25 protein-coding genes and 1 pseudogene are annotated in these 26,914 nt (G+C 65.4%); 10 read left to right on the forward strand and 16 right to left on the reverse strand.

The annotated features are described in order from the left end of the window. Positions 1–54: 54 nt before the first annotated feature. Positions 55–204 carry a hypothetical protein gene (locus tag BLV31_RS24950; protein WP_006553103.1) on the forward strand — a complete coding sequence of 50 codons (150 nt, stop codon included), beginning with the start codon at positions 55–57 and terminating at the stop codon, positions 202–204. Between the two features lie 427 nt (positions 205–631). On the opposite strand, the gene BLV31_RS06700 is transcribed toward BLV31_RS24950, so the two are convergent. Together BLV31_RS06700 and BLV31_RS25790 are read right to left on the reverse strand one after the other, a co-directional pair. Beyond that, positions 632–1,021, reverse strand: a complete 390-nt coding sequence (locus BLV31_RS06700; protein WP_064062124.1) for a hypothetical protein — start codon at positions 1,019–1,021, stop codon at positions 632–634. A gap of 223 nt (positions 1,022–1,244) precedes the next feature. Continuing rightward, positions 1,245–1,538, reverse strand: a complete 294-nt coding sequence (locus BLV31_RS25790) for a PaaI family thioesterase (RefSeq protein ID WP_307718232.1) — start codon at positions 1,536–1,538, stop codon at positions 1,245–1,247. A gap of 70 nt (positions 1,539–1,608) precedes the next feature. Between BLV31_RS25790 and BLV31_RS25795 the strand changes: the two genes are divergently transcribed. Both BLV31_RS25795 and BLV31_RS06710 read left to right on the forward strand, forming a co-directional pair. Then, entirely contained in the window at positions 1,609–1,959 is a 351-nt protein-coding gene (locus BLV31_RS25795; RefSeq protein ID WP_307718233.1) for a hypothetical protein, read from the forward strand. 384 nt (positions 1,960–2,343) lie between these two features. Further along, positions 2,344–4,290, forward strand: coding sequence for an APC family permease (locus BLV31_RS06710; protein WP_081263551.1), 1,947 nt, complete (start codon positions 2,344–2,346; stop codon positions 4,288–4,290). Here BLV31_RS06710 and BLV31_RS06715 read toward each other — a convergent pair. Continuing rightward, positions 4,211–4,996 carry a MerR family transcriptional regulator gene (locus BLV31_RS06715; RefSeq protein WP_064062129.1) on the reverse strand — a complete coding sequence of 262 codons (786 nt, stop codon included), beginning with the start codon at positions 4,994–4,996 and terminating at the stop codon, positions 4,211–4,213. The two genes, BLV31_RS06710 and BLV31_RS06715, sit on opposite strands and share 80 nt — an antisense overlap. A 54-nt stretch (positions 4,997–5,050) precedes the next feature. Here BLV31_RS06715 and BLV31_RS06720 point away from each other — a divergent pair, with 54 nt between their 5' ends. After that, complete coding sequence (locus tag BLV31_RS06720; RefSeq protein ID WP_064062125.1) at positions 5,051–5,530, forward strand: DUF6194 family protein; 480 nt, start codon at positions 5,051–5,053, stop codon at positions 5,528–5,530. 218 nt (positions 5,531–5,748) lie between these two features. Here BLV31_RS06720 and BLV31_RS06725 read toward each other — a convergent pair whose 3' ends face one another. Continuing rightward, positions 5,749–6,621, reverse strand: coding sequence for an alpha/beta fold hydrolase (locus tag BLV31_RS06725; RefSeq protein ID WP_064062126.1), 873 nt, complete (start codon positions 6,619–6,621; stop codon positions 5,749–5,751). A gap of 584 nt (positions 6,622–7,205) precedes the next feature. Here BLV31_RS06725 and BLV31_RS24955 point away from each other — a divergent pair. Continuing rightward, a pseudogene (locus BLV31_RS24955) lies at positions 7,206–7,367 on the forward strand (PaaI family thioesterase); the annotation flags it as partial. Positions 7,368–7,817: 450 nt separating this feature from the next. Here the strand turns inward: BLV31_RS24955 and BLV31_RS06740 are convergent. Genes BLV31_RS06740 through BLV31_RS06755 form a run of 4 tightly spaced genes read right to left on the reverse strand, consistent with a single transcriptional unit; the run spans position 7,818 to position 11,674 of the window. Next, on the reverse strand, positions 7,818–8,615 hold the full coding sequence (locus BLV31_RS06740; RefSeq protein ID WP_064060347.1) for an enoyl-CoA hydratase: 798 nt from the start codon (positions 8,613–8,615) through the stop codon (positions 7,818–7,820). A gap of 41 nt (positions 8,616–8,656) precedes the next feature. Beyond that, entirely contained in the window at positions 8,657–10,126 is a 1,470-nt protein-coding gene (locus tag BLV31_RS06745) for a CotH kinase family protein (RefSeq protein ID WP_081263370.1), read from the reverse strand. Then, positions 10,126–10,803 carry a DUF4956 domain-containing protein gene (locus BLV31_RS06750; RefSeq protein ID WP_006553093.1) on the reverse strand — a complete coding sequence of 226 codons (678 nt, stop codon included), beginning with the start codon at positions 10,801–10,803 and terminating at the stop codon, positions 10,126–10,128. Before BLV31_RS06750 ends, BLV31_RS06745 begins: the two co-directional genes overlap by 1 nt. 28 nt (positions 10,804–10,831) lie before the next feature. Then, entirely contained in the window at positions 10,832–11,674 is an 843-nt protein-coding gene (locus BLV31_RS06755) for a polyphosphate polymerase domain-containing protein (RefSeq protein WP_139192939.1), read from the reverse strand. A 133-nt stretch (positions 11,675–11,807) separates the two neighbouring features. Here BLV31_RS06755 and BLV31_RS06760 point away from each other — a divergent pair, with 133 nt between their 5' ends. The 3 genes from BLV31_RS06760 to BLV31_RS06775 all read left to right on the forward strand — a co-directional run bounded on the left by BLV31_RS06760 (position 11,808) and on the right by BLV31_RS06775 (position 15,560). Beyond that, the gene (locus BLV31_RS06760) at positions 11,808–12,515 is read left to right on the forward strand and encodes a response regulator transcription factor (RefSeq protein WP_024101966.1); all 708 of its coding nucleotides are present in this window, start codon (positions 11,808–11,810) and stop codon (positions 12,513–12,515) included. After that, a complete protein-coding gene (locus BLV31_RS06765) occupies positions 12,512–13,918 on the forward strand; it encodes a sensor histidine kinase (protein WP_064060349.1) in 1,407 nt (468 codons plus the stop codon). Before BLV31_RS06760 ends, BLV31_RS06765 begins: the two co-directional genes overlap by 4 nt. 505 nt (positions 13,919–14,423) lie before the next feature. Continuing rightward, the gene (locus tag BLV31_RS06775; protein WP_064060350.1) at positions 14,424–15,560 is read left to right on the forward strand and encodes a 3-ketosteroid-9-alpha-monooxygenase, oxygenase component; all 1,137 of its coding nucleotides are present in this window, start codon (positions 14,424–14,426) and stop codon (positions 15,558–15,560) included. A gap of 36 nt (positions 15,561–15,596) precedes the next feature. On the opposite strand, the gene BLV31_RS06780 is transcribed toward BLV31_RS06775, so the two are convergent. Continuing rightward, positions 15,597–16,184 carry a TetR/AcrR family transcriptional regulator gene (locus tag BLV31_RS06780; protein ID WP_064060351.1) on the reverse strand — a complete coding sequence of 196 codons (588 nt, stop codon included), beginning with the start codon at positions 16,182–16,184 and terminating at the stop codon, positions 15,597–15,599. Positions 16,185–16,328: 144 nt separating this feature from the next. Between BLV31_RS06780 and BLV31_RS06785 the strand changes: the two genes are divergently transcribed. Continuing rightward, complete coding sequence (locus BLV31_RS06785; RefSeq protein ID WP_064060371.1) at positions 16,329–17,081, forward strand: SDR family NAD(P)-dependent oxidoreductase; 753 nt, start codon at positions 16,329–16,331, stop codon at positions 17,079–17,081. On the opposite strand, the gene BLV31_RS06790 is transcribed toward BLV31_RS06785, so the two are convergent. The 4 genes from BLV31_RS06790 to BLV31_RS06805 all read right to left on the reverse strand — a co-directional run bounded on the left by BLV31_RS06790 (position 17,063) and on the right by BLV31_RS06805 (position 20,851). Then, complete coding sequence (locus BLV31_RS06790) at positions 17,063–17,845, reverse strand: IclR family transcriptional regulator (RefSeq protein WP_064060352.1); 783 nt, start codon at positions 17,843–17,845, stop codon at positions 17,063–17,065. The genes BLV31_RS06785 and BLV31_RS06790 overlap by 19 nt on opposite strands. 70 nt (positions 17,846–17,915) lie before the next feature. Continuing rightward, the gene (locus BLV31_RS06795) at positions 17,916–18,581 is read right to left on the reverse strand and encodes an IclR family transcriptional regulator (protein WP_248846183.1); all 666 of its coding nucleotides are present in this window, start codon (positions 18,579–18,581) and stop codon (positions 17,916–17,918) included. A 158-nt stretch (positions 18,582–18,739) separates the two neighbouring features. Then, positions 18,740–19,651, reverse strand: a complete 912-nt coding sequence (gene bphC, locus BLV31_RS06800; protein ID WP_064060353.1) for a biphenyl-2,3-diol 1,2-dioxygenase — start codon at positions 19,649–19,651, stop codon at positions 18,740–18,742. A gap of 27 nt (positions 19,652–19,678) precedes the next feature. Further along, positions 19,679–20,851 carry an acyl-CoA dehydrogenase family protein gene (locus tag BLV31_RS06805; protein WP_064060354.1) on the reverse strand — a complete coding sequence of 391 codons (1,173 nt, stop codon included), beginning with the start codon at positions 20,849–20,851 and terminating at the stop codon, positions 19,679–19,681. 347 nt (positions 20,852–21,198) lie between these two features. Here BLV31_RS06805 and BLV31_RS06810 point away from each other — a divergent pair, with 347 nt between their 5' ends. Then, the gene (locus BLV31_RS06810; protein WP_064060373.1) at positions 21,199–21,741 is read left to right on the forward strand and encodes a nuclear transport factor 2 family protein; all 543 of its coding nucleotides are present in this window, start codon (positions 21,199–21,201) and stop codon (positions 21,739–21,741) included. Between the two features lie 78 nt (positions 21,742–21,819). Here the strand turns inward: BLV31_RS06810 and BLV31_RS06815 are convergent, their stop codons facing one another. The 3 genes from BLV31_RS06815 to BLV31_RS06825 all read right to left on the reverse strand — a co-directional run bounded on the left by BLV31_RS06815 (position 21,820) and on the right by BLV31_RS06825 (position 26,436). Then, positions 21,820–23,184 carry an MFS transporter gene (locus BLV31_RS06815; protein ID WP_174556309.1) on the reverse strand — a complete coding sequence of 455 codons (1,365 nt, stop codon included), beginning with the start codon at positions 23,182–23,184 and terminating at the stop codon, positions 21,820–21,822. 36 nt (positions 23,185–23,220) lie between these two features. Beyond that, a complete protein-coding gene (locus BLV31_RS06820; protein ID WP_064060375.1) occupies positions 23,221–25,581 on the reverse strand; it encodes a cytochrome P450/oxidoreductase in 2,361 nt (786 codons plus the stop codon). Between the two features lie 174 nt (positions 25,582–25,755). Then, complete coding sequence (locus tag BLV31_RS06825) at positions 25,756–26,436, reverse strand: IclR family transcriptional regulator (RefSeq protein ID WP_006553075.1); 681 nt, start codon at positions 26,434–26,436, stop codon at positions 25,756–25,758. Positions 26,437–26,914 lie beyond the last annotated feature (478 nt).

Genomic DNA, 26,914 nt, shown 5'->3' on the forward strand with positions numbered 1-26,914 from the left:
GTGTTCCGGCGGTTCCGGGTACCCGACCGGAAGGAAAGCGGACACCGTCCGATCGTGACGCCGGAAGAGGAGGAGATGGCGCCGCAGTGCGCCCACTGTCACTGCCGCATCCTCGGGCACGGCGTGGAGTCGGCGGATGCCGTCTTCTGCTGCGCGCATTGTGCTCGTCAGGCCGGGCACGCCGAGCTGGCGGATCGTGCCTGACGGAAGAGTGCGAAGCGCGCGAAAGCGGCAGAACGGACTCTGCGAGTTGATCTTTCGGTGAACTGGAGAAAGACCTATGCACGCGAGTGAGCAGATTGCTCTATGCTGTGAACAGCGCCGCAGAGACGAAGGTCACAAGGGTTACCCGGCGTTTCGTCCGAACGGAGGACGAATCGGACATCGGGACCTGATTACCATCGATCTGCCCCTGTCGTCGGGGAGGCCGACAGGGAAGGGCCCCCGCCAGCGATTCGAGGGGAGGAGCCGGCGGGGGCCTCGCGCTGTATCTCCTGTGTCGGGGAGGACTCTAGGGAGACACGGCCACCTACGCCGTGGCCGCTTTGGAGCTTAGGTGACAGCTGGGCACTCGTCCAGAGTCGATACTGAAACGAGACCTGAGAATTTTCTCGGGGTCGAACCGAGACGTTCATCCTGCTTTGCGGCGGATGGGGCCCGTTTCGACGTCGCTTTCCGCCGGAAAGACGGGGGTCGGCATGGCTCTGGACAGGTCGGGATGCCTGCGGTACGACGCCGGTCGCTGCGAACGCCGCCGCCGCCGACGGTTCCGCGTCGTCCAGAAACCCCAGGTTGCGATGCACACGCCCACTCCCGAGAGCAGGTCGGCCTCGGTCAGTCCGTGATTCGGCGTCACCGAGTACAGCACACGACCCTCGAGAGGTCCGTTCATCAGTACCCAGAGCCCGGAGGCCACGAACGCGGCCGAGCTCGACAGCAGGTGGGGGCGCGAGAGGCACCACGTCGACGCGGCGAACAACGAACACATCGCGACGAGCGAGTAGAACACGGCGTTCTGCACGGTCGACTCCTCTCGCTCCTGCCGGATATCGATCAACTGTACTGGCGGAGGAGCCGGACCTACCGAGTCGCAAGTCGTGACCCTCGCAACAGGAGCATCAGCTCAGGCGTTGCAGGGTGGCGGTCGTCAGAGCAAGCACCTGATCGTCGGCTCCGGCGTCCGGAGGTTCACAACACACAGGTGAGGCTCACAACCCTGATGGTCGACCATGGGCGTTGTGAGCCTATTCGGGTCTCGGTATCTCCGCGAACGAGTCACGCTGCTGAACCATCCACACCGGAGCGATGAAGATGCCTTCCGCTTCCACGCAGATCCCCTCCGAGTCGGCGATGTGCCCCACGACGAACGCCTTACGTCCCTCGACGCGGTCGAGTTTCGCCTCCACGCGCAGAGCGCCGAGGGGAATGCGCTTGCGGTAGCGGATGGCGAGCGTGCCCGTCATCCCTGGATATCCCGAGATGCGCGCGGCGTCGCCGAGGATCTGGTCGAGCAACAGTGCGGAGACCCCGCCGTGCACGTGCCCGGCCGGCCCCCTCGTAGACGGGACCGAGGTGGATGTCCGTCCACACGCGTCCGTCGTCGTCCTCGTGGATGCCGCCGATCGGGGCGATCGCGTTGCGCAAGCCTATTGCGGCGTTTCCCCAGTTACGGAATCGGCCCGAATCGTTGAACCGGGTGCCGTACGGGCCGTCCTCCCGGTCGCGTTCGAGGATCTCGCGCGCGGCTGCGAGATGTTCCCGCGCCCGCGCGACGTCGTCGGCATCCACACGCGTCTGCAGTGCGAGTTGGATCAGCTCGCGCACGTCTCCGGTGAGCGGACCGTAGGTGGCCCTCTGCTGATCGATTTCCTCGTCGGACAATCCGTCGTTGACGTAGAGCTCGAGGATGGAATCGGTCATCAGGGTTCTCCGGATCGTGAGCGTGGTGAAAGAAAGTAGTCGACCGCGCGCACTGTGGACGAGTCAAGTTCTGCTGCCGCTGTACGGGATCGCCGCAAGATCCGCCAGATGGACCGCTCTGTACGAAAATGTGTGAGCCACCGCATGGGGGGGAATCAGTGAGAGAACCCCGTCGGCTCAACGAGGGGAGGGGCCGACGGGGTCCGTCCGTGCCGAGTCGAAAAGGGGAGGAGACGCGGCACGGTTTGTTGCGAGGAGCAACAACGTCTCTACGCTATCGACGATTGTGTCACCTGCCAACCTCACCGATGGGTGATCGGCGGGGTGAAATTCGCCCGGTCTGCACCTCTGGCGAGCGGCGTAATACGAGCGTACCGTTCGCTTCTGCGTGCGCGGGTATGCGCCGGACAGGAGTCGGTGGTCGTGGCCGTAACCATCCGCAAGGGCCGTGACAGCATCACCAAGCGAGTGCTGCTGGGAAGGCCGCTGCGAAGCGACACACTCGGCCACACGCTGTTGCCGAAACGGATAGCCCTGCCGGTCTTCGCGTCCGACGCTCTGTCGTCCGTCGCCTATGCGCCGGAGGAGATCTTCCTCGTGTTGTCGGTGGCGGGCCTGTCCGCCTACGCATTCTCCGGGTGGATCGGTCTCGCGGTCGCCGTCGTCCTCGTCGTAGTGGTCGCGAGCTACCGGCAGAACGTGCATGCCTATCCGTCGGGGGGCGGCGACTACGAGGTGGCGACGAAGAACCTCGGTGCGATCGCCGGCCTGACGGTGGGCAGCGCGCTGATCGTCGACTACGTGCTGACGGTCGCCGTGTCGATCTCGTCGGCCGCCCAGAACATCGGGTCGGCCGTCCCCTTCGTCGAACACCACAAAGTGCTGTTCGCCATCACCGCGATCACACTCCTCACCGCGGTCAATCTGCGCGGACTCCGCGAAGCCGGAACAGCTTTCGCCGTGCCCACCTACGCCTTCATGTTCTGTGTCGGGGTGATGCTCGTCTGGGGCTTCGTGCGTCTCGTCGTGTCCGACGTCCCTCTGCGCGCCGAGTCGTCGCACTACGAACTCGCCGCCGAACAATCCCACCTGGCCGGGCTGGCCTTCGCCTTCCTCCTCGCCCGCGCGTTCTCGTCGGGATGTGCGGCCCTGACGGGAGTGGAGGCCATCAGCAACGGGGTGCCGGCCTTCCGGAAACCGAAATCGCACAACGCTGCCACCACCCTGCTCCTGCTGGGCGCCATCGCGATCACGCTGCTGATGGGCATCATCGTCCTCGCCGAGCGACTGGGGGTCGTCGTCGCCGCAGATCCCGCGACACAATTGAGCGGGGCACCGGCCGACTATCACCAGAAGACACTGATCGCGCAGGTCGCCGAGACGGTCTTCACCGGTTTCCCGCTCGGTTTCTACCTCGTCACCGCCGTGACCGCGTTGATCCTCGTCCTCGCCGCGAATACGGCATTCAACGGGTTCCCGGTTCTCGCGTCGGTACTCGCGCAGGACAAACACCTGCCGACCCAGCTGCGCACCCGGGGCGATCGGCTCGCGTTCAGCAACGGCATCGTCTTCCTGGCTCTCGGAGCGATCGTGCTGGTATGGGTGTTCGACGCCGAGGTCACCCATCTCATCCAGCTCTACATCGTCGGAGTGTTCGTCTCCTTCACGTTGAGCCAGACCGGAATGGTTCGTCACTGGACGCGGCTGTTGGCCACCGAAACCGACTCGCGTCACCGCCGGAGAATGCAGCGTTCGCGCGTCGTCAACGGTGTGGGTCTGGCGATGACGGGGACCGTCCTGATCATCGTGCTCATCACGAAATTCCTCGCCGGCGCGTGGATCGCGATCCTCGCCATGGTGATCGTCTTCGTGACGATGCGGGCCGTCAACCACCACTACCGACGTGTGGCGGCCGAACTCGACGCCGGCAAATGGGACGGTCTGCTGCCCAGCCGCACGTATTCGATCGTGCTCGTGGCCAAGCTGCACCACCCGACACGTCGCGCGCTCGCGTACGCCTCGGCCACCCACCCCGACACCCTCGAAGCGATCACCGTCGACGTCGACGAGGAGGACACCCGCGCTCTCGTGCGCGAATGGGAAGCCAGCGACATCACGATTCCGTTGAAGGTGCTGGAGTCGCCGTACCGGGAGATCACGCGACCGGTACTCGACTACGTCAGGCGGGTGCGCGGCAACTCGCCGCGCGACGTGGTCACCGTCTTCATCCCCGAATACGTCGTGGGGCACTGGTGGGAGAATCTGCTCCACAATCAGAGCGCGCTGCGACTCAAGAGTCGTCTGCTGTTCCAGCCCGGGGTGATGGTGACGAGTGTGCCGTGGCGGTTGCACTCTTCGGATTCGAGTTAGACGAGCGCGGAGTCCGGTTCTCGATCAGGTTCGCGATGTCTGCACCGGCTCGCAGCAACATTTCGGACTGCACTGCGATGGTGTGCAGGCGCTCGTGGAGTGCGTCCCTAGCAGTATCGGTGTCATTGTCGGTTCCGATCGCTGCCATCACCGCCCGGACCGCCGGGATGCGGTAGCCACCCGCGCGTAGTGCGGCAACGATCCGCGCATCCCGCGCCGCGGCGGGGGAGTAGCTCCGCGCAGCGTTACGGTCGATCCGTTCGGGCGCGACCAATCCCTCCTTCTCCCAGAACCTCAGGGTGGACGATCGCACTCCGATGGCGTTCGCCAGCTCGGTGATGCTCATGGCGTCGCCGGGTAGTGGAGGCGCGTCGTGGGCGGCCTCGTCGACGATGGTGTCGAGTGCGCGGAGCGCGGTGAGACTCTCGGCGCGTGCCCGCGCGAGCCCACTGTGGAGTTCGACGACACGGGCGAGTGCCTCGTCGTAGGGGAGGACCTGCACATCGTGCATGACCCTGCGCGCCTCGACGGGACCCACCGCGACAGCCAGTGCGCGGTACGCGCGCAGGGCCGTGACGTGTTCGGGACCGAATCTGCGATAGCTGTTGGGCATTCGTACGGCGGAAGGAATCACTCCGAGGCGTTCGAGATCGCGCACCTGCTGCACGGAGTATCCGGTGGCTGCGGCCAGGCGCCCCGTCGTCATCGTGTGCTCCACTGCTCGAACCCTCCATAAGCACTTCAAGGTGACACTCGAAGTATGACCATGGAACAGATCCTCGCGCAGATCAGAAGCTTCAGCGGTGTCCTCGAGCTCGCACCACAGGATGGGAGTGGGCTCCCCGAGATTTCGTGGGGCGACCATTTCTTCTACTACGCCCCGGACGGCGAGATCCCGCACAAGCGGCAGCCCTACGCGACGATCGTGACGAAGAACTATCCGAACGATGGGGATTCACGCCTCGACGAGCCGGGCCGATCGCGCATGAACGTGCATGCGGGGACGCAGCTGTTCACCGAGTTGCTCGGCTACCCACCCCGGTCCGTCGACCCCTCGACGATCGACTTCGCCGAGGCCGACGTCTTCATCCCTCATCCGCTCTACGGCTCACTGGGATGGGTCGCGGTCGTCGAACCCGGCGAGCGGACCACGCCGCGTCTGCTCGAAGTGCTGCGCGACGCCCACCTGGCCGATCGGCGCCGACTCGAATGCAGGAGCGCGCTGCGCGACACGGAGTGATCGTGCGAAAAAGCTTCTGCTGTCACCCATCCCTGTTGTGAGCACTCTCGAAGAACGACATCACGGTGACGACTCCGATGCCGACGTACCCGCTCTTCGGGATGTAGACGAAGACGCGGCCACGGCGCGCATCACCATCGCTCCGACCACGGGTTCGTCTAGGTCGCGCACCGAATACCAGGGCTGGGTGTAGCCCATGAACTCGACGATCGGACGGATTACACGCGGCTCGGTTGGAGCACGTCGCGGAGCACGGCGGCGAAAGCTTCAGGATCGCCGGGCATACCCTCTGAGGCACCCATGAAGCCACCGTGATCGCCGGGGAACAGCGTCGGAGTTGTGCCGAGCCGGTCGGCGAGCGCTGCCGAGGCGCGGCCGCACAGCTGGCGTACCGACTCGCGACCACCTGCGACGACGATGCGCGTGGACGCGTTCGCGAGAGCGTCGAGATCGGGGTGGTAGCCCGTGCACGACATCCAGTTCTGGCCCAGCAGCACGTCGTCGCGGGTCCCGTCGTCCTCGCTGGGCAGTCCGAAGTCGGACGGGCTCGGAGCGGGCCGGTCGAGATAGTCGGAGGTCAGTTCACCTTCGTAGCCGACCAGGGCGATGAACTTCGCCATGGCCGGTCCGAGGCCGCTGCGCTGATAGGTGTCGCGGATGTCGTCGCGCACCGCCTCGGCCCCGATGCGATCGGGCAGCAGCTCGACGATCGGCGGTTCGTGCGCGACCAGCGTGCGCACCTGCTCGGGATGGCGCGAGACGAGTTCGAGCGCGTTGACCGCGCCGCCGCTGCTGGCGAAGACGTCGACGGGACCGAGATCGAGTTCGACGAGGATCCGGTGCAGGTCGTCGGCGTGCAGAGCGGGAGTGGACTGCATCGACGTGTCGGTGCGCGTGCCACGACCCGTGCCGCGCGGGTCGTAGGTGATCACCGTCCGGTCGTCGAGGTAGGAGGCGAGGCTCGTGAAGCCGCTCGCGTCCATCGGGGATCCGGCGAGCAGCAGCGAGGTGGCGTCGCCGGGGACGGTGCGGACGTCGTAGACGAGAGTCGCGCCAGGGACGTCGATCGAGTGGGTGACGAATTCGGGCATGTCGGCTCCTTCTGGGGTCGGTGACCATACCGACCCGCGCCGCCCGAGAAATTCATCGCACATACGACCGCGTCCGCACCCATGACGGATGCGGACGCGGTGTGCGCTGGCTCAGTGGGCGATGCCCGGTTTCGCAGGCAGTCCGCCGAGGAGCGCAAGAGATCCGAAGTGCATATATGTTCCTCCTGTCGTTCGGTTATCCGGACTGCGTCCGCACCGGGACGCTGACCGAGGAGTACCCGCCGCCTCGGTGCGAAACACTGCCGCGGACCGAAAATTCACTTCGTTATGTTTTCGTGCCCTCGGGGGGTTTTCGCGCGGTCGGACCCGGCCGGGTCTGCGACTCGCTCGGCCGCAGCGGACCGTGGCCGTGGGCGCATTGCACGACCGCTTCGACCGAAGCGCCACAGTCGCGGTGTTCGATGAGCAGTGACGGGCCGTCGGGATCTGCACAGTATTTGTCCCCCCCACTGGAGCAGGGCGATGACCGGAACTACCGAGGCTCGTCCGACGATCGAGGACTACGGGCAGAAGTCGCCGAGCCGATTCGTCGAGGCGAGCGGCTTCGTCGTCGAGGAAGCCACTTCCTGCGGTCGACGACGGGATGCCGTGCGTCGGTCACGGCAGAACCGTTGCAGCAGGGGAGGACTCAGCAACTGTGGCTGGTGATCATCACCGACACCACGACCGGCAAGGTCCTCGCTCGCGGTCAGCTGCGACTGCAGAACGTTCCGTTGCCGGAGTAGTTGTTTACGCGCATCGGTGTCGGGAACCGGAGATGGCGCAGCGCGAGAAGGGACGAACTCGAGAAGAAGATGTCCGAAAAGTGTGACGAGGAAACAGTTTTCCGGACTCCGGAAGTGGATCCGTCCGAATGGACCGAACCGCGCCCGCACGCAGGGGGTGGTGCGGGCGCGGAGTCGATCGGTCCGGCTGTCAGAGAATGATGCCGAGAGCGGCGAGCAGTCCACCGAGGGTCAGTGCGAGAGATCCGAGCAGCATAGGAATACCTCCATGTTGTTGTGGATGGGCACGCCCGCGAACGGGCGCGGGAAGTGAATGGATCCGCAAGATCAATTCACTTCCGTCCCATACTTCGCGAAGGCCTCAAAGCCTGTTACCTGCCGTCACTAGTTGTTATATTTCTGTGATAAAAGTGTCCGATTAGACCGAAATGCCCTTTGATCATGGGCGTTTCAGGACTTGGGATTCACGGCGTTCTGGGACTTTCCGCGTTCGATCACCGCAGCCCGTCGCTCGGCGACCCGCGACGGCGAGAACTCCCGCATCCACTCTTCCGAGGTCTGCTGCTCCACCCGTAGGGCCGGTTCGACGACATGCTCCTCGGCCCGGCGGTACGACGCGAGCAACGCCCGCATACCGGATTGGTCGTTGCCGGCGATCGTCCGCGCGACCTCCACGGCCGTGCCGAGCAGTTCGTCATGCGCGACGACCTGCGTCACCAGACCCGCACGCAGCGCCTCCTCGGGACCCACGAAGTTGCCGGACAGGCTCATGCGACGCGCGAAGCCCGGACCCACCGCCGCGGGCAGGCGCTGGGTGAGTCCCCAACCCGGCAGGACGCCGACTCGCGCGTGGGTGTCGGCGAAGCGGGCGCGCTCGGACGCGATGAGGAAGTCGCACGCGAGTGCCATTTCGAGACCACCGGTGATGGCGGCGCCGTTCACCGCGCCGATGATCGGCTTGGAGATGGGCTTCCACGGATGACCGACGGGGAGGTCGGCGCCGGACACCAGCGACAGGTTGCCTCCACCTTCCCCGAGTTCCTGCAGGTCGAGTCCGGCGCAGAAGGCCGGGTCGGTGCCGGTAAGGACCACGACGTTCGTCTCGTCGTCCGCCTCCGCTGCAGCGATCTCGGTGCGCAGGGCATCGATGAGCGCCGAGCTCAGCGCATTCCGCGCCTCCGGGCGGTTCAAGGTGAGAATGCGGACGGAATCGCGCTGCTCGACGAGCAGGATTTCTTCGGAAGTCATGGGCCCGACAGTATCCGTAACTTCGGTGGATCCGACCTCGCTCAGCGGGGCTGAATCCACTGAACTTGTGCCTGCGTACGTTCCCCGATCCAGGAGCGCATCGAGTCGACGCTCTCCTGCAGCGCCTCGGCAGTGAGGCCGTCGGAGGTCGGCACCGACGCCGCCACCGCGTCGAGCACCTCGAGTGCCAGACCGTTGCCGTAGATCTGTTCGGACAGCTCCTGATACACCCGGTGGTAGATCTCCGTGAAGGCGTCGGAGTCGAGGAAACGGGTCTTCAAGGTATTGCCGCCGCCTGGTCCGCGACTCTCGCCTCCAGGCATTCCAGGTGGCATGGCCTGAGGCATCCCCTCCGGTGGCGCGGCGCCCACCATGCCCTGCGGGCGACCGCCCGGTCCCATGCCGCCCATCATGGAGATGGAGTCGTCCGGGCCGGCGGAAGTATCACCCTGCATGGCCATGTTCAGATCCCACGAGACCACCGAGAGCTTCTTCGTGTCGAGGTCGTACCAGAGGTAGTAGTTCTGACCGGGTCCGGCCATGTCGTCGAAGTTGACGAGCAGGTTCTGTGTGGCGACGTACCGAGCGAAGGACTCGACGTCGACCCAGTCGGCGAGGTGCGCGTCGAACTCTGCGTCGTCGGCCGAGTCCATCCACTTCAGGAAGCTGATGATGGGTTGCAGCGTCCCGGAGTCGGCGGCATTGATCTCCTCGAACTGGTCGGCGTAGTCCGACTGGTCGTCGCCGACGTACTCGAACCGCGACGACGCATCGGCCTTGTAGAGATAGCCGGGGGAGTCGAACAGCGAGTTGGCGTACTGCTCATCGGGATGCTCGAGCACCAGTCGTGTCGCGGTGGCGCTGTCGTTGACCGAGTACACCGTGTACGCGTACCGCTGGGTCGGTTGATCGGTCTCGGCGGTGAGCGACAACGCCATCGCCTCGTTGATCACCGGCGAGCCGGGCCGCACCGACAGTTCTGTCATGCCCTGATACGCGCGACCGTCGACGTACTCGTCGAAACGGATCAGCAAGGGCAACGAGGTCGGATCCTCCGGATCCACCTGAATCGTGCCCTCCATCCCGGGCGGGCCTTGCGCCTGATCGAAACCCTCGCCCTGCAGGCCGCGCAGCGTCGAGTTGCCCTTCAGGCGCACACCCACGTCGTCGATGCGGGTGCCGTCGATGACCACATCGGCGACCACCCACTCCTTGTCGCCGTCCTTCTCGTATGAGGAGATCATGTCGTCGTACTCGGCGTCGCCGATCTCGAGCGACAACTCGTGTGTGACGGAGGTGTCGAACAGATCGACTGTGCCGGCGACGTTCTCGGTGATCTCCGAGGAGATGATCGTCGGGTCGCCTGTGATGTAGGGCCGCACGCGTGTCGCTCCGAAGGCCGTGGCCACGATCGCGACGAACGCGATGAACGCCACCGGCAGTTTCCAGTGCCGCCGCAGCGAGGTCGGTATCCGGTGCCGCAGACGGCGCCGCGGGGTGGGTGCAGTCATCACAGGTCGGTCTGGTCGTATCCGGTCAGGACGCTCACCCGCTGGCCGGCATTGACGGCGCTCAGTGCCGCGATCAGGTCGTTCGAGCTCGTGCCCTTCTTCAGCTGCGCCGTGTAGTACAGCTCCACCAGAGCGCCGGCGCGGACGGATTCGGTGGACACCAACTCGTATTCACTGCAGTGCTTGATGAGAATGTCCTCGACGGTGCTGGTGTAGGCCGGCTCCGGCGGCACCTGCACCTTGACCACCTGACGCTGCACGTCGAGCGTGAACCAGTTGAACTTGTTCATGATCAGCAGTACGAGGCAGATCGCGACGGTCGCTGCGATGGCGAGCACGTAGAAGCGGGTACCGGTGGTCATGCCGATGGCCATCACCAGGAAGATGAACCCGACATCGCGAGTTTCTTTGATGGCGTTGCGGAATCGCACCACCGAGAGCGCGCCGACGAGAGCGAACGCCCGGGCGATGTTCGATCCGACCACCAGCATGATGAGCGCGATGACCATGCCGACCAGCACCAGCGTCTGCACGTAGGACTGGCTGTAGGAGACGTTCTTGTGCGTGTAGCGGTAGACCCACGCAATGACGCTCGACAGCACGAACGACAACGCCAGCGACACCACGATGTCGAAGGTCGTGAACGTGCCACTGAGATCTTGGAAATCGAAATTCATATCCGTCCTTGTTTCGGAGAAGGGAAGATCAGCGAGCCGGGATCGGTTCGGTGGACAGAAGATCGGCGGGTACCCGCGCGTCGGAGCCGTCCGGCGACACCAGTTCCGGTGCACCGAAACGGGACCGGGGTGCGAGCCCGAACGCCTCGACCGACTGGCAGTACTTCGACACCCGGATCACCGACATGTCCAGCCGGGCCGTCAAATCGGTCGCCCAGTAGGGCACCCGCTCGTTGGCCTTGAGCTCTACGACGGCCAGCTTCGGCGGGATGATGAAGCGGTTCTCTGCGCCGGACGCGAAGTGGAAGTCGCGGTCGCGGCCGTGCACCTTGTGGTCGATCGTCACACGCAGACCGAGGTCGGCGTCGCGTCCGACGAACGCCTCGCGCAGATAGCCGGTGGTCACGATCGGTCGCAGATCCAGATTCCCCACGAGACCGGAGACCTCGTCGACGAACGGCCGCTGCGAGTCGTCGCACTCGATGTCCTCGCGTCCGTTCAGCCACCGCAGGGCGACACCGTACGGGAGGGCAGTGCGACGCTTCTGCGTCACCCGGTTGACGCGCTGCTTGATCTCGACCTGCACGGGAGTGTCGTCGGTGCATGCGGCCGGGTCGCCGTACAGCCGCATGCGTACCTTGCGGCGGAACTTCAAGCCTTCGATCTTCTCCCAGTAGAACCGCAGATCCGGGGTGTCGTAGTACAGCGACGTCACCGGATAGCCCCCGTGTGGGGAGTACGGATCGGTGTCCATCCGGGCGGCGAGCTCGCGCCGTAGTTCGGGCACCTTCATCTCGTCGACGAAATACTTGATCTCGTACCGGTTGAACGCGTGCAGTCTGCTCGCGGTCTGCTGATAGCCGTTGTTCACCCCCACAGCACACACTCGTGATCTCGAGGTTCCGTGGAGTTCTCCTGGCAACTTCCTGACAATCGGAAAGCTCACAGGAACCTGCCAGGAAATCTCGAGCGCGGTGCCAGCCCTACCCGCGACAATCGAAGTCGTGACCGACCGGATTCCCGAAGCGCGCGTGCTCGTCGTCGACGACGAGCCGAGCATCGTCGAACTGCTGTCCGTGAGCCTGAAGTTCCAGGGCTTCGAGGTGGAGACCGCGAGCAACGGCGCCGAAGGACTGGACAAGGCGCGACGCTTCCGGCCCGACGCAGTGATCCTCGACGTGATGATGCCCGGGATGGACGGCATGGGCCTGCTGCGCCGCCTGCGCGCCGACGGCATCGACGCGCCCGTGCTGTTCCTGACCGCGAAAGACGCGGTGGAGGACAAGGTCGCGGGCCTGACGCTCGGCGCCGACGACTACGTCACCAAACCGTTCAGCCTCGAAGAGGTCATCGCCCGGCTGCGCACGATCCTGCGCCGCGCCGGCAAGGTGTCCGAGACCGAACGCAGCTCCCGCATCACCTTCGCCGACCTCGAACTCGACGAAGACACCCACGAGGTGTTCAAGGCCGGCAAGCCCGTGTCGCTGTCGCCGACCGAGTTCACGCTGCTGCGGTACTTCATGCTCAACGCCGGGACGGTGCTGAGTAAGCCCCGCATCCTCGAGCACGTGTGGAACTACGACTTCGGCGGTGAGGTCGGGGTTGTCGAGTCGTACGTGTCGTATCTGCGACGCAAGGTGGACATCGGCGACGTCCCCCTCATCCACACCGTTCGCGGGGTGGGCTACGTGATGCGGGAACCCCGCACATGAACCGGCTGCGGGCGCTGCCACTCCGTTGGACGCTGGTGGCCGCCCTGGTGCTCCTGGCCGGCATCGGTCTGCTCGCGTCGGGTGTTGCCGTCACCTCGGCTCTGCAGAACTCTCTGCTGTCGCGCGTCGACCGGGACCTCGAGGAGGCCGCACGGACCTGGGCGCGACCCGACAAGCCGCCACCGACGCCACCGCTGGACGCCCCCACCTCCCGGCGACCACCGAGCCCCTTCTACGTGCAGGTCGTCGACGCCGACGGACAAGTGCTGTTCGTCGTCAACGACGAGTCGACCGCACCGGATGTGCCTGAGGATCCGACCGGTAGGCCCGTCACCGTCGGATCCGTGGGCGACGACGGTCCGCACTGGCGGGTGATGAGCACCGAGAACACGTCGGGTGTCGTGACCACCGTCGGGATGAGCCTGGCCGAGGCCGACGAGACGGTGGACAGCCTCGTCCTGCTGCAGACGGTGATCGGTGCGGTCGTGCTGGTCGCACTGGCGGTGGGCGGCGGTGTCGTCGTGCGGATGAGCCTGCGTCCCCTCGACGAGGTCGAGCGCACCGCCGCCGCGATCGCTGAAGGCGACCTCAGCGAGCGGGTGCCCGAGGGCGATCCCCGAACCGAGATCGGGCGGTTGTCGGTGACCTTCAACGCCATGCTCGGCAGGATCGAATCAGCCTTCGCAGCAACCGCAGCATCCGAGGAGTCGGCGCGACGCTCGGAGGAGAAGATGCGTCGCTTCGTCGCCGATGCCAGCCACGAACTCCGAACTCCGCTCACCACCATCCGCGGTTTCGCCGAGTTGTACCGGCAGGGCGCGAGTACCGACACCGTCATGCTCATGGACCGCATCGAACGCGAGGCCCGCCGTATGGGTCTGCTCGTCGAAGACCTGCTGATGCTTGCGCGACTCGACGAACAACGTCCGCTCGACCGTTCCCCGGTGGATCTGCTCGCGGTCGCCGCCGACGCGGTGCACAACGCGCGCGCCGTCGCACCCGAACGGACCATTACCCTCGACATCATCGACGGCCCAGGCACTCCCGAGGTTCTCGGCGACGACGCCCGTCTGCGTCAGGTGTTGAGCAATCTCGTCACAAACGCCCTGACCCACACCCCACCAGACGCCGATGTCACAGTGCGGGTGGGTACCTCGGACTCCGATGCGATCCTGGAAGTCGCCGACACCGGCCCCGGTCTCGATCCCGACGACCGCGAGCGCGTCTTCGAACGCTTCTACCGCGCCGATGCCTCCCGCACCCGCGCATCGGGTGGGAGCGGGCTGGGTCTGTCGATCGTCGCCGCGCTGGTCGCGGCGCACGGTGGGAAAGTGGAGGTGGAGTCGGAACAGGGAGTCGGCTCGACCTTCCGTGTCCGCATCCCACGGCTACTCCCCAGCTGACGCGCTGAAACGGGGTTCGCCCCTGCAACACGCCGCGTGAACCCCGTTTCACCGCGCGACGAGAAGTCGCCGGGCGTTCGCTAGAACTCCGTTTGTCCCGCTGGGCTGAAAAGCTGTGTCGCCGCACACATCGCGGTTCCTAGTCTCGGCTCATCCGAGGAAGGGAACCGGCAACAATGCAGTCGCTCGCCTGTCATACCTGCGGCGCTCGTGTGCTCGTCGCGAAGTACAGCCCAGCTCATACCAGCATCCAATGGTCCGACGAGGCCCGGGAGTCGTGCCGAGAGATCGCCACCGCTGGTCCGGGTGCCTACGTGATGCGGTGCGAAGCGCTCGATCGCACCGTGGACGAGGCGGTGGCCGACGGTGTGATCCGGACCGGGAACCGGATCGATCCTACGATCGCTCCTCTCGCTTCCACGGAGACGGTCGCCCCAGCCCGGTGATCGTCGCTCGCCTTCGACTCTCGTCAGCCCCATCACCCCTCGTCAGCGCAGGAGAAAACATGACCGTCCCCCAGGAGCGGATCGAGATCCGCAACATCGATCCAGGTACCAACCCCACCCGCTTCGCGCGCGGATGGCACTGCATCGGCCTCGCCAAGGATTTCCGTGACGGAAAGCCGCACCAGGTCAAGGTGTTCGGCACCGATCTGGTGGTCTTCGCCGATACGGCCGGAAAGCTGCACGTGCTCGACGCCTTCTGCCGGCACATGGGTGGGAACCTCGCGCGCGGCGAGATCAAGGGCGACACCATCGCCTGTCCGTTCCACGACTGGCGCTGGAACGGACAGGGCCGTTGTGAGGCCGTGCCGTACGCGCGGCGTACCCCGAAGCTCGGCCGCACCAAAGCATGGACGACGATGGAGCGCAACGGTGTTCTGTTCGTCTGGCACTGCCCGCAGGGTAGTGAGCCCACTCCCGAACTCGCGATCCCCGAGATCGAGGGCTACGAGGACGGTCAGTGGAGCGACTGGACGTGGACGACCATCCACGTCGAGGGGTCGCACTGCCGGGAGATCGTCGACAACGTCGTCGACATGGCGCACTTCTTCTACGTGCACTTCCAGATGCCCGAGTACTTCAAGAACGTCTTCGACGGGCACATCGCCGGCCAGCACATGCGCTCCTACGGGCGCGACGACATCAAGACCGGTGTGCAGATGGATCTGCCGGAGGCGCAGACCATCTCGGATGCTTTCTACTACGGTCCGTCCTTCATGCTCGATACGATCTACACGGTCTCCGAAGGCACGACCATCGAGTCGAAGCTGATCAACTGCCACTACCCGGTCACGAACAACTCGTTCGTGCTGCAGTTCGGCACGATCGTCAAGAAGATCGAGGGCATGTCCGAGGAGCAGGCCGCCGAGATGGCGACGATGTTCACCGACGGTCTCGAGGAGCAGTTCGCCCAGGACATCGAGATCTGGAAGCACAAGTCCCGCATCGAGAATCCGCTCCTCACCGAGGAGGACGGTCCGGTCTACCAGCTGCGTCGCTGGTACAACCAGTTCTACGTCGACCTCGAGGACGTCACGCCGGACATGACGCAGCGTTTCGAGTTCGAGGTGGACACCTCCCGTGCGCTCGAGTCGTGGCACAAGGAGGTCGAGGGGAACCTCGCAGGTTCGGCGGAGTGATCCGATGATCCGTCCCGCCGCACCCGGCGGGACGGATCACTCGTCGCGTCGGCGGAACCCGTCGACGAACAACGACACGATGGTGCGCGAGAGATCGGCGAGGGTGCGGTCCGGTCCGGGCCGGTACCAGCGGGAGGCGTGCCAGACCGCGTCGTAGATAAGTTCCCGGAACGTCTCGGGATCGATGTCGGTACGGAAGACGCCTTCGGCGATGCCGTCGCGGATGGCCTCTCGCCACGCGACCTGCATGGCGTCGGCCGAGGAGACCATGTCGGCCTCGACGACGCGCTCGCGCATGTACTCGCCTTCGCGTCGCCAGATGGAGGTCGCGCCGTGATAGTCCTCGGAGGTCTCCAGCGCGATCTGTGTGAAGGCCTCGAGTCGCTCGACCGGCGGTAGCGACCGAGCGAGCACCTCGCGGCATCGTTCGTTGAGGTCGGTGATGTATTCGCGAATGAGCTCGGTGACGATCGCTTCCTTGGATGGGAAGTAGTGGTAGAGCGCTCCGGAGTAGACACCGACCGCGTCGGCGATTTCGCGGATGGTTGTGGCGGTGACCCCCTTGCGGGCGAAGATCTCCGCCGACCGGTCGAGTATCTGCCGCTTTCGCTCCTGCGGGTCCACCGTTGTCCTCTCGTAAGGCCCGTACAGGCCTGGTTCGGACCGTATTCTGCCACACCCATTGATCAACCGATCAATGGGTTGATGTCTTTCATGTCTTCAGGAGTGTGCATGGCCGTGTCCCGGATGGACCCGATCGTTCCCGCTATGCCGCTGGCAGGTGCCACAGCTCTCGTGACCGGCGCGGGTCAGGGTATCGGGAGGGGGATTGCGCTCGCGCTCGCCGCCGCCGGAGCCTCGGTCGCCGTGGTGGGTCGTACCGCAACGACGATCGGCGCCACTGTGGTCGAGATCGAAGCTCGGGGTGGTCGTGCGGTGCCGTACGTGTGCGACGTAACCGACCCGGCAGCGGTGGATGCGACCGTCGCCGAGGTGGTTGCACAGTTCGGTGGACTCACAATCCTGGTCAACAACGCGCAAACACCCGCTCCGGGAACGCTGCTGGAACTCGCCGAAGCCGTGTACCGCGACGGTATGGAGTCCGGTCCGACCGCCACTTGGCGGATGATGCGGGCCTGTCATCCGTACCTGCGTGGCGGTGGATCGATCGTCAATCTCGGGTCGGCGGCCGGCATCCGGTGGAACCCCTCCGGTACGGGCGGATACGCCGCTGCGAAGGAAGCGATCCGGGTTCTCACCCGCACCGCCGCCTGTGAGTGGGCGGCGGACGGCATCCGCGTCAATTCGATTCTGCCGCTCGCCGATTCGGTAGCCATGCAGGAGTGGGCGGAACGCGAGCCGGAAGAAGCGGCCGCGTACGCGAGTTCGATTCCGCTCGGTCGACTCGGCGATCCCGAAACCGACATCGGGCCCGCCGTCGTCTTCCTGTGCAGTGAGGCCGCCCGCTACATCACGGGCCACTCACTCCCGGTGGACGGTGGTCAGGCGTTGGTGCGCTGACCCACCGATCGACCGAGATGTGGCCGAGAATCGCTCGGGGACAGGGCGCGCCACACCGCCCGCGCCGCGAGCCGGACCGGGGTGGCCAGGCCGACGGTGTCGACGGTGTCGACGTGACCTGTCACGGACAGTGCTCCCACGCATATCTGCCCGTTTCCGATCGGCGCCGCCACGCACGCGACACCCGGTGCCGATTCCTCGCGCTCGTGTGCGACGTGCCGTTCGCGAATGCGTGCGATCTCGTTGCGGGGCAGCAGATTCTCGGCCCTCGGAGCAGCGGGGTGCGTGCATCCTGTTGCAGGAGGAGAGGCGTGTAGTCGGGTGTGGGCCAGAAGGGCTTTTCCGAGTGCGGTGCGATGTGCCGGCTGCCGTCCGCCGATGCGCGAAGGGAGCACGAGGGGTCCACGTCCGATCTTGTCGACGTAGCGCACGTCGCCCCCGTCGAGGACGGCCAGATGCACGACGAGACCCGTCGCCGAATGCAGGTCGTGCAGGACGGGATGGGCTGCTCGGTGCAGGCGGTCGTGGTTCCGCGCCAACGCGCCCCATTCGAGGGGTGTGCGTCCGAGAGCGTAGGTCTTACCGCGCTTGCTCACCCAGCCGTGCTCGATGAGCTGGGTGAGCAAGCGATGGGTGGACGAGCGTGGCAGACCCGTGCGAGTCGAGAGCTCGGAGAGGGTGAGCCGATTGCCGGTGTGGAACTCGTCCAGCAGTCCGGCCACGCGGGCGATGAAGGCGTTGGAGAACTCGTCGTCGAGTGTCATAGGATCCTCGCAATGCATCGAGATCATCGACTGATCGATTGATCAGCAGATCGGTTGACGGGGTGTGGCGTCACGCGGTCAAAGTCGTCTCCAGATGGTCGGCTGCCCGACGCAACCGCCGGACCGCGTCCTCCCTGCTCGCCTCGACCGGGCCGGCCAGCGACAGCGCGGCGATCTCGCCGTCGCCCGCAGCGAAGGCGGCGACGGCGTGCCGGAAGCACTCGCCCCCGTGTACGACACCGCCGACGATCGAGTGCCCGTTGCTGCCCGTCAGGGCGGGGTGGGATCCGTCGCGTCGGGCCAGCAGTGCCAGGCCGGCGACAGTGTCCTCGGCAGGGCGCCGCTGGCCCGCCCACGTGCTGTCGGTGACCTGCGCGCCACTCACTTTCTCCAGGTAGACGACCTGATCGTTGTCGAGGACGGTCAGGTGGACGGCCAGTCCGGTCTCGCGGTGCAGCGCGTACATCGAGCGGAGAGCGGCGCTGTGGATGCGGTCGTGTGCCTGCGCGAGGGCGCCTAGCTCGACGATCTTCGGGCCGAGGTGATAGGTGGTGCCGCTGCGACGCATCCACCCGACCCGCACGAGTTGGAGAAGCATCCGATGAGCGGACGAACGGGCGAAGCCTGTCCGTCGGCACAGCTCGGTGAGGGTGAGGCCGTCCGTGTCGCGGAACGGTTCGAGCAGCAGGTCGAGGCGGTCCATGACGGATGTGGGGGTGGGGAGGACTTCGGGCATGGTCTTCTCCGTGGCATGTTCGTTGATTGATCGACCGATCAATGAGTAGCTACGACTGTAGCGCCACTCGGAGCTTCCCGAAAGAACGAATTTCAGGAACAACGAAAATGCACCGCGACCGGAAGTCGCGGTGCATTCGTCGGACGGACCGAGGGGTGTCAGGCAGTGGGTGGCAGGAACGCCTTCAGCGGCTCGGATCCCGACTGGTCGTGGCCCCAGTACGCGTCCGCGGTGATCTCCTCGGACGTGTAGTGACGCTCGTCGACGAGCATGCCCTCGGTGCCGAACTCCAGGTCCCAGCCTCCGGGTGCACGAACGTAGAACGAGATCATCTTGTCGTTGGTGTGCCGGCCGAGCGTCGACGAGATCGAGAAGTCGAGCTTGTTCACCCGGTCGAGCGCCTGACCGACCGCGTCGAGCGTGTCGACCTCGGTCATCAGGTGCACCAGTCCGGGCTCCTCGTTCGGCGGAGCCGGGCACAGCGCGAGGCTGTGGTGCCGCTCGTTGATGCCGAGGAATCGGACGCGCACGAGACCGTCCTCGTCGAGACGGATCGAGCCGCGCGGCAGGAAACCGAGCACCTGCGTGTAGAACTCGTACGTCTCGGCGAAGTTCGCCGTCGGCAGTACGACGTGCCCCAGGCCGAGGCCGTCGGTCACCCAGCGTCCACCGAACCGCGTCACGACCGGACTGTGGTCGAGCACCGGACCGAAGAACACCTCGAGGCGGGTTCCGGCCGGATCCTCGAACGCGATGGCGCCCTCGGCGTCGATGTAGGTTGCTTCCTTGTGCGAGAGCACCTCGACGGTGCGTCCCGACTTCTCTACGGCCTCACGCACGCGCTGGAGCGCGAACTCGTCACGCACCTCCCAGCCCACGGCCAGTGCCTTGTCGGAATGGCCGGGCAACACCTGGATGCGCGAGCGGCGCTCGTCGACGCGGGCGTAGAAGCCGTCGGCCTCGGGGCCCGTCCCCTCGGCCATGCCGAGCCCGTCGAGCAGCAGGGCGCGCCAGCGCGGCACGTCCTGGGTCTGGATGCGGAGGTAACCGAGACCTCTCAGTTCAGTCATGTCGTCGTCCTCGAATGTCGAAGGGGATCAGATCATTGCGCGGTAGGGACCCTGCGGGTCGCCGCCGAGCTGAGTGAGGGCTGCGGAGTGGTAGATCATGCCGGGCACGTGGATGGCGTGGGTCAGGCCGACGTGCGCGTCGCGCCAGAAGCGCTGCATCGGCGTCTTCAGGTGCACCGCCGCGCCACCGGCACGCGCGAAGATCTCGTCCATCGCCCGCACCGCACGCCACGCCGACGAGATCTGGGTGCGCCGGCCGATGGCGCGCTCCTCGAAGCTGATCTCCTCACCGCGGTCGGTCTTGTCCCAGAACCGGTCGACGGTCTCGAGGAGCGCGAGCCGCGACGCGGAGATCTCGGCGGCTGCCTCGCTGATCGCGAACAGGACGTACGGGTCCTCCTTGATGGGGACACCGGTGACCTGAACGCGCTCCTTCTGTGCGGCGACGTAGCAGGCCAGCGCACCCTCGGTCATGCCGATCAGCGACGAGGTGATGCCCAGCGGGAAGATGTACGAGAAGGGGAACTTGTACAGCGTCTCGTCGCGACCCGCGTGCCGCCAGCCGTTTCCGCTCAGGACGATGTCGGCGTCGATCGTGCGGTACTCGGGCAGGAACGCGTCCTTGACGATCAGATCCTTCGACCCGGTGCCGCGCAACCCGATGACGTTCCAGCTGTCCGCGTCGATCTCGTAGTCCGAGCGGGGGAGCAGCACGTGCAGGACCTGCCCGGTGCGGTTGCCGTCCTTGTCGCCGACTGCAGCGCCGATCATGACCCAACCACAGTGGTCGGTACCCGACGAGAACGACCAGCGGCCGTTGAGGATGTAACCCCCGTCGACGGGCACCGCGACACCCATCGGTGCGTACGGCGACGCCATCCACATGTCGTTGTCGTCGCCCCAGATCTCTTCCTGGGCCTTCGTGTCGAAGAAGGTGAGCTCCCACGGGTGCACACCGACGATGCCGGCCACCCAGCCGGTCGCACCGTCGAGAGCACCGATGGACATGACGGTCTCGGCGAACTCGCGGGGGTGGGCTTCCGAGCCGCCGAACTCCTTCGGCTGCAACATGCGGATGATGCCGGAATCGCGCAGGTGCTTCGCCGAGATGTCCGACAGCCGCATCTGTTCGTCGCCGACGAGGCCTTCACTGCGGATCTCGTCCGCGTGCTGCATGATCCTGTCCAATACCTGACCCATGACGGTGACTCTTCCTGGGAATCGGCTGCTGACGAGCCGGGACTACGTGGAGGGGTGCTCCGCGAATCGGAGCGACCTGCACTGTGCAGGTGTGGCGTGTCGAACAGTCCCAGCTGTGATGTGAGCGCGCACCGGTGTTTCCGTTGAACGGAACATCCTGGGCAACTCGGAGGGGGTCCCGCGCTCATGTTGACGCCGTGAAACGAGGCTTGCCCCTGCAACACGCCGCGCCGGACCCGTTTCACCGCGCGAGGATGCCGGTTGTTCCGATCAACGGGACGTCGCAGGAGTTCCCGTCCGAGGACCGGTAGGCAGGGGAGGTGACCGCTCGCTCCGGAAAGATCGCCATGACCGAGACCACGGACCGCCCGATCAGCGACCTGTCTGCGGCCGAACAGCTTCTCGCCATCCACGAGATCCAGCAGGTCTTCTCGGCCCGGCTGCGGGTGATGGACACCAAGCAGTGGGAGCAGTACCCCACCCTGCACACCGAGGACGTGGTGAGCGAGACGTGGGGCGGACTGCCCAGCGACAAGCAGCCCCGCACCGGCGAACAGCCCGGCCGTGTAGTCGGACGCGAGGCACTCACACGCGCTATCAGCAACTTCCTCGACGGACCCGTGTCGATCACCTCGGCACACCACGGCCACTGCCCCGAGATCGTCCTCGAATCAGCCACGAGCGCGCGCGGCGTCTGGGCGATGGAGGACGAGTTGTGGTGGGACAACGACGGCGTCGAGGAGTCGCTGCACGGCTGGGGGCACTATCACGAGGAGTACCGCAAGGTCGACGGTGTCTGGCTGATCTCCTACCGCAAGCTCACGCGCCTTCGTGAGGTGCACACGCCTGGCTTCTTCAGTTTCCTGAAACGAACACCCGACCCGAGCTGACGCGCCGAAACGAGGCTCGCGCGGGCGTGTTGCCGACGCGAGCCTCGTTTCAGCGTGCCAATTCTCGATGAGGCGTGCTCAGTAGAGATCGTCGAGCTTGTCGAGATCGACACCCTTCGTCTCGCGACTGGTGGCCACGGCGATCACGGTGATCGACATGGTGATCACCAGATAGACGATGACTGCGGTGGCACTGAAGCGGTCGACCAGCCACACCGCGATGAACGGGGCAGGAGCCCCGGCGATGATCGACGAGCCCTGGAACACCAGCGACGAACCGGCGAAGCGGTACTTGGTGGGGAAGAGTTCCGTGATCCATGCGGCTTCCGGGCCGGCGAGCATGCCGTGCAGCAGCGCGCCGACGCACACACCCACACCGAGCGCGGTCATGTTCTCGGTGTGCACCAGGGAGAAGAAGATCGGCGCCCAGATGACGAGCGACACGGCCGGGACGAGCATGGCGATCTTGCGTCCCACCCGGTCGGACCACCATCCGCCGCCGATCATTCCGAGGAACTGGCAGACCGATGCGAAGGCGACAGTGGTGACGATCGCGCCGCGGGTGTAGTCGAAATAGGTCGTGGCGTACGCGATGACGAAGATCGTGTAGACGTAGAACGCAATGTTCTCGCCCAGGCGCATGCCGAGACCGTGGAGCAGCGGGCGCGGCTTACGCAGAGCCTCGATGATGCTGGACGATTCCTTGCGGGCAGCCTTGTCCTCGGCGGACTCGGCCTTCTCCTGCGCGGCCCGGTAGACCGGCGATTCCTCGACACCCCGACGGATCAGGAAGCCGATGACGAGCAACGGCACGGCGAGGAGGAAGGCGACGCGCCAACCCCAGTCGTCGAATGCGTCCCCGGGGAAGACGACCGCGAGTATGCCCACCGTGACGGTGGCCAGGACGGTACCGGCCGGAGCTCCGGACTGCGGCCATGCCGCCCAGAATCCCCGGCGCTTGGGTTCGCCGTATTCGCTGACCAGGATCACTGCGGCGCCGAACTCGCCACCGAGGGCGAAGCCCTGGATCATGCGCAGGACGACCAGGGCGACGGTGGCCCAGATCCCGATCTGGCCGTAGGTGGGGAGCAGTCCGATCGCGGCGGTCGCGCCTCCCAGCATGAGGAACGTTGCAACCAGAATGGGTTTGCGTCCGAACTTGTCACCGAGATGACCGAAGACGATGCCGCCGAGAGGACGGGCGACGAACCCAAGTCCTTGTGTCGCAAGTGCCATCAACAAGGAGGCGACCGGGTTGCCGCTGGGGAAGAACAGAGGGCCGAGGACGGTCGCGGCGAGGATGCCGTAGATCGCGAAGTCGTACCACTCGAGGACGGCGCCGGCCATGCTGCCGGCCAGAACCCGTTTGAACGGCGTTCTGGTGGTCGGTGTGCCGGAGTCCGGTGGGACGGACGGCGTACCCGACTGCTCGATGGTGGTCATGTCGTGCCTTTCGGATCAGTTTCGAGGGTTGCTGTGTCACAGCTGGAGGGTCAGCTTGTCGCCGCATGCGCGGGAGCAGCAGGTCATCATGGTTTTTCCGGCTGCGCGCTCGGCCTTGGTGAGGACCAGGTCGCGGTGGTCGACCTCGCCGTCGAGGACAGGTACCTCGCATGCGCCGCAGATGCCTTCCTCACAATCGCTCTGCGCGTCGATGTTGGCGGCTCGAAGTGCCTGGAGCACTGTCTGATCGGCAGCGACCGGGACGGTGATGCCGGAATCCTTCAGCACCACCTCGAAGCCGTGCTCCTTGGAGGGATCGAGTTCTTCGAGCGTGGAGGAGAAGTGTTCGACGTGCAGGGTGTCGTCGGGCCAATGTGCGGTGGCCTCGCCGAGTGCGGAGAGCAGACGCTCGGGACCGCACGAGTACACCTGCGTGCCCTCTTCCGGTTCGGCGAAGAGAGCGGGAAGGTCCATGCGGGTGCCTTCGTCGCCGGGATAGAGCCGGACCCGATCGCCGTGGTCGCGTGCGAGACGGTCGAGAAACGCCATCGAGGTACGCGAGCGCCCGGCGTAGTGGATCTCGTAGTCGCCGCCGGCGGCCTTGACCTGGTCGGCCATCGCGATCACCGGGGTGATGCCGATGCCGCCGGCGACGAAGACATACCATTTCGCGTCGGGGTCGAGCTTGAAGTGGTTGCGGGGACCGCGCACGCGCAGGGTGTCGCCGACAGTGAGTTCGGTGTGGATCCACCGGGATCCGCCCCGGCTCTCGTGGTCGTGCAGGACCGCGATCTGGAAGGTGGTGCGATTGTTCGGGTCACCGCACAGCGAATATTGGCGTGAGACCGTGCCGCAGTCGAGGTCGATGTGCGATCCGGCGGACCATTTCGGAAGCGGCCGCTCGCTCGTGTCGCGCAGGGTGATCAGCAGTGTGTCGTCGGCGACGGGTTCGAGGTCGGTGACGGCCATCGTGCGAGCGATGGTGTTCTTCGACGGTTCGCCGATCTTGACCGGTTGCTGACGGGACAGCACCGTCGGATCGGCCCTTTCGGGGTTGCGTGACGGATCCCAGCGAACCCACACATGATCGGGTCCGCGGAACGAGGTGTTGGGCAGATAGGTGAATTCCTGATCCGGGACCAGTTCCATGTGGGGCAGGCGACGGGTCAGTTCTTCCAGAAAGATCTGAATCTCCATGCGCGCGAGGTTCTTTCCCATGCACTGGTGGCTGCCGTACCCGAAGGTGAGATGGTCGCTGGCGTTGTCGCGCCGGATGTCGAAGTCGTCGGCCTGGTCGAAGTGGCGTTCGTCGTGGTTCGCGGACGAGTTGACGATCAGTAGCTTCGCCCCGGCAGGAATGGCGACACCGTTGATCGTGGTGTCCGCGGTGACGAGACGCCGCCACGCCGCTACCGATCCGGAATGACGCAGGCATTCTTCGACCGCGTTGGGGATCAGGCTCGGGTCGGCGCAGATCTCTTCCCACACGTCGCGATGTTCGAGCAACAGCCGCAAGGCATTCGCAGAGGCGTTGGCGGTCGTCTCGTGCGCGGCGACGATGCCGGCCATCATCATCGAGTGCAGGTAGGAGTCGGTGACGACGTCCGGCTGTTCCTGCTGAACGCGGATGCCGAAAGGCATCCAGCCGTGCCCGCTGGGATCCTTCCGCATCTTGTCGAGAACGGTGCCCGCGAACTGCCAGAACTTCCCGACGGCATCGGCGACGGCGACCTGCTGCTCGGGAGCCGGACGTCCCCACGTGTTGACGGTGTGTGCGATCGAGTACTCGCGCAGGGTGTCCATGTCCTCCTCGGGCACACCGAGGAAGTGCAGGGCGACGGTGAGCGGAACCTCCCAGAGCATCTCGTCGACGAGGTCGACGTGACCGGCATCGATGAAACGATCGACGTATTCGCGGGTCAGCCGGCGCACCATCGGCTCGTGGTGGGCGAGCGCGGCGGGAGTGAAGGGCTCCATCAGCGCTCGCCGTCGCGGCATGTGTGCCGGTTCGTCCTCGTTGACGAGAGTGCGGTTCATGGCATAGCCGTATCGGGCCAGAACAGCGTTCGCCTCGTCGGAGGTCGGGGTGATCTTCTCGAGAGCGATCGAAGGCGAGAAGAGTTCGTTGTCGCGGAAGACGGCTTTGACGTCTTCGTAGCGCGTGACCACCCAGTACCCGAGTTCGGGGCTGTAGAAGACTGGCTCTTCGTCACGCGACCAACGCAGAGATGCGGCGGGGTCCACCTGGTACGGCCCGGTGAAGGGATCGAACGATGCGGCGCGCGGGGAGACGGGGCAGCCGGTAGGGGAGGTGAAGGCGGTGTGGTCGATGGGGCAGCGGCTCTCCGCGGCGGGTTGCGGGGTGTCGAGGACGGTGCCGATCGACTGACTCGTCATGATGCTCTCCATCTGCGAACTGCGAATTTACTTTTATCGAACATATGTGTTCGTTGAACGCACATTCAGACGGTAACGGTGGTCACACTCGGCGTCAATGCCGGGGTTGGATCTCTGCGCTGAGGGCAAGAAAAGGACGCCCTCAGCGGGCGTCCTCGAGCGCGGCTGTACTGGTCAGGTATCGAGCAGGCTGTTGATCCGTGCGGCGGTCGCCACAACGGCGGTTGCCGCAGTGTCGGTATCGAGACCTTCGATCGCGACGACGCCGACGCTCGCCTCGAATCCCATGCCCTCATGGTCGACGGGAGAGCGCACGCCGGCTGCCACGCCGACAGCGCCGTGTTCGAGTTCGCCGGCGGTGATGCTGAAGCCGTCCTCGCGTGCGCGTCGGATCGCGTCGGTGTCGGACTCCGATGCGGGGCGACCGGCAAGGATGGCGATACCAGCCGCGCCCTTGGACACGGGATGTCTGGTGCCGACTCGGTAGCCCACTCGGAGGATGCCCGAATCGGGTTCGGCCACCGCGATCACTACGCACTCGTCGCCCTCGAGGGTCGACAGGAAAGCGGTGGCCGATGTCTGCTGAGCCAGGTCTCGCAGGAGCGGTTGCGTCACCTCGCGCAAGCGGGGACGGAAGCGCGAACCGAGTAGTGCGGCTCCCACTGCCAATCTGATCCGGCCGTCGTGCATTCGGGCTACGAGCGAGTGTGCTTCGAGAGTCGCGACGATTCGATAGCCGATGGCCCGAGCGACCTCCAGCTCGGCCGAGAGTTCCGCGATCGAGATTCCCCCTGGTCGCTGCGACACGATGTCCAGCGCGCGTAGACCGCGATCAAGGGTCTGGAGGGTGCTCAACAGTTCTCCTCGGGGCTCTCGCTAGCGATACCGAAGCCTATCCCGGCCACATCTCCGGCTATCGGCATGGCGGTCGGGTTGCGCGGGCCGCGTGGTGTCCTCACCACCTGGCAGGGGGCGCTTGATGTTTCGGAAACTCGAAGTAACACTATTCGGCGCCCGGCTCTCGTCGATCTCGGGAAATCGATCGGGCCCCGGGTTGGAAAGAACGTCACATAAACGTGATTATCATCACGTCTCGTATTCCCATCGTTCGGACTACGACCAGGTAGATGCACTCGAAGACCAAGGGATTCAACCGAACACACGACACGATCCCATGACCGGCTACCGAACAGGGTCTGGATTTCCCGGCTGATCTGCGACAAGACTTCGATTCACACGTAACGCTCAGTTATTTCTCAGGGATAGTTCGGGTAACGCTCGCTCGAGTCCGGTTCCAGCGCCGGGGCCGGATTCGTCGGGAAATAGTTTTGTC

Source organism: Rhodococcus pyridinivorans (genome assembly GCF_900105195.1).
Taxonomy (GTDB): domain Bacteria; phylum Actinomycetota; class Actinomycetes; order Mycobacteriales; family Mycobacteriaceae; genus Rhodococcus; species Rhodococcus pyridinivorans.

Coding starts and splice junctions, on each gene's coding strand:
- BLV31_RS06715 (WP_064062129.1), bottom strand. CDS start 4,996: ATGACGACGGGGCGCCTGGCCGCAGCCACCGGATACTCCGTGCAGCAG.
- BLV31_RS06720 (WP_064062125.1), top strand. CDS start 5,051: ATGACCATGGAACAGATCCTCGCGCAGATCAGAAGCTTCAGCGGTGTC.
- BLV31_RS06725 (WP_064062126.1), bottom strand. CDS start 6,621: ATGCCCGAATTCGTCACCCACTCGATCGACGTCCCTGGCGCGACTCTC.
- BLV31_RS06740 (WP_064060347.1), bottom strand. CDS start 8,615: ATGACTTCCGAAGAAATCCTGCTCGTCGAGCAGCGCGATTCCGTCCGC.
- BLV31_RS06745 (WP_081263370.1), bottom strand. CDS start 10,126: ATGACTGCACCCACCCCGCGGCGCCGTCTGCGGCACCGGATACCGACC.
- BLV31_RS06750 (WP_006553093.1), bottom strand. CDS start 10,803: ATGAATTTCGATTTCCAAGATCTCAGTGGCACGTTCACGACCTTCGAC.
- BLV31_RS06765 (WP_064060349.1), top strand. CDS start 12,512: ATGAACCGGCTGCGGGCGCTGCCACTCCGTTGGACGCTGGTGGCCGCC.
- BLV31_RS06775 (WP_064060350.1), top strand. CDS start 14,424: ATGACCGTCCCCCAGGAGCGGATCGAGATCCGCAACATCGATCCAGGT.
- BLV31_RS06785 (WP_064060371.1), top strand. CDS start 16,329: ATGCCGCTGGCAGGTGCCACAGCTCTCGTGACCGGCGCGGGTCAGGGT.
- BLV31_RS06790 (WP_064060352.1), bottom strand. CDS start 17,845: ATGACACTCGACGACGAGTTCTCCAACGCCTTCATCGCCCGCGTGGCC.
- BLV31_RS06795 (WP_248846183.1), bottom strand. CDS start 18,581: ATGCCCGAAGTCCTCCCCACCCCCACATCCGTCATGGACCGCCTCGAC.
- bphC (WP_064060353.1), bottom strand. CDS start 19,651: ATGACTGAACTGAGAGGTCTCGGTTACCTCCGCATCCAGACCCAGGAC.
- BLV31_RS06805 (WP_064060354.1), bottom strand. CDS start 20,851: ATGGGTCAGGTATTGGACAGGATCATGCAGCACGCGGACGAGATCCGC.
- BLV31_RS06810 (WP_064060373.1), top strand. CDS start 21,199: ATGACCGAGACCACGGACCGCCCGATCAGCGACCTGTCTGCGGCCGAA.
- BLV31_RS06815 (WP_174556309.1), bottom strand. CDS start 23,184: ATGACCACCATCGAGCAGTCGGGTACGCCGTCCGTCCCACCGGACTCC.
- BLV31_RS06820 (WP_064060375.1), bottom strand. CDS start 25,581: ATGACGAGTCAGTCGATCGGCACCGTCCTCGACACCCCGCAACCCGCC.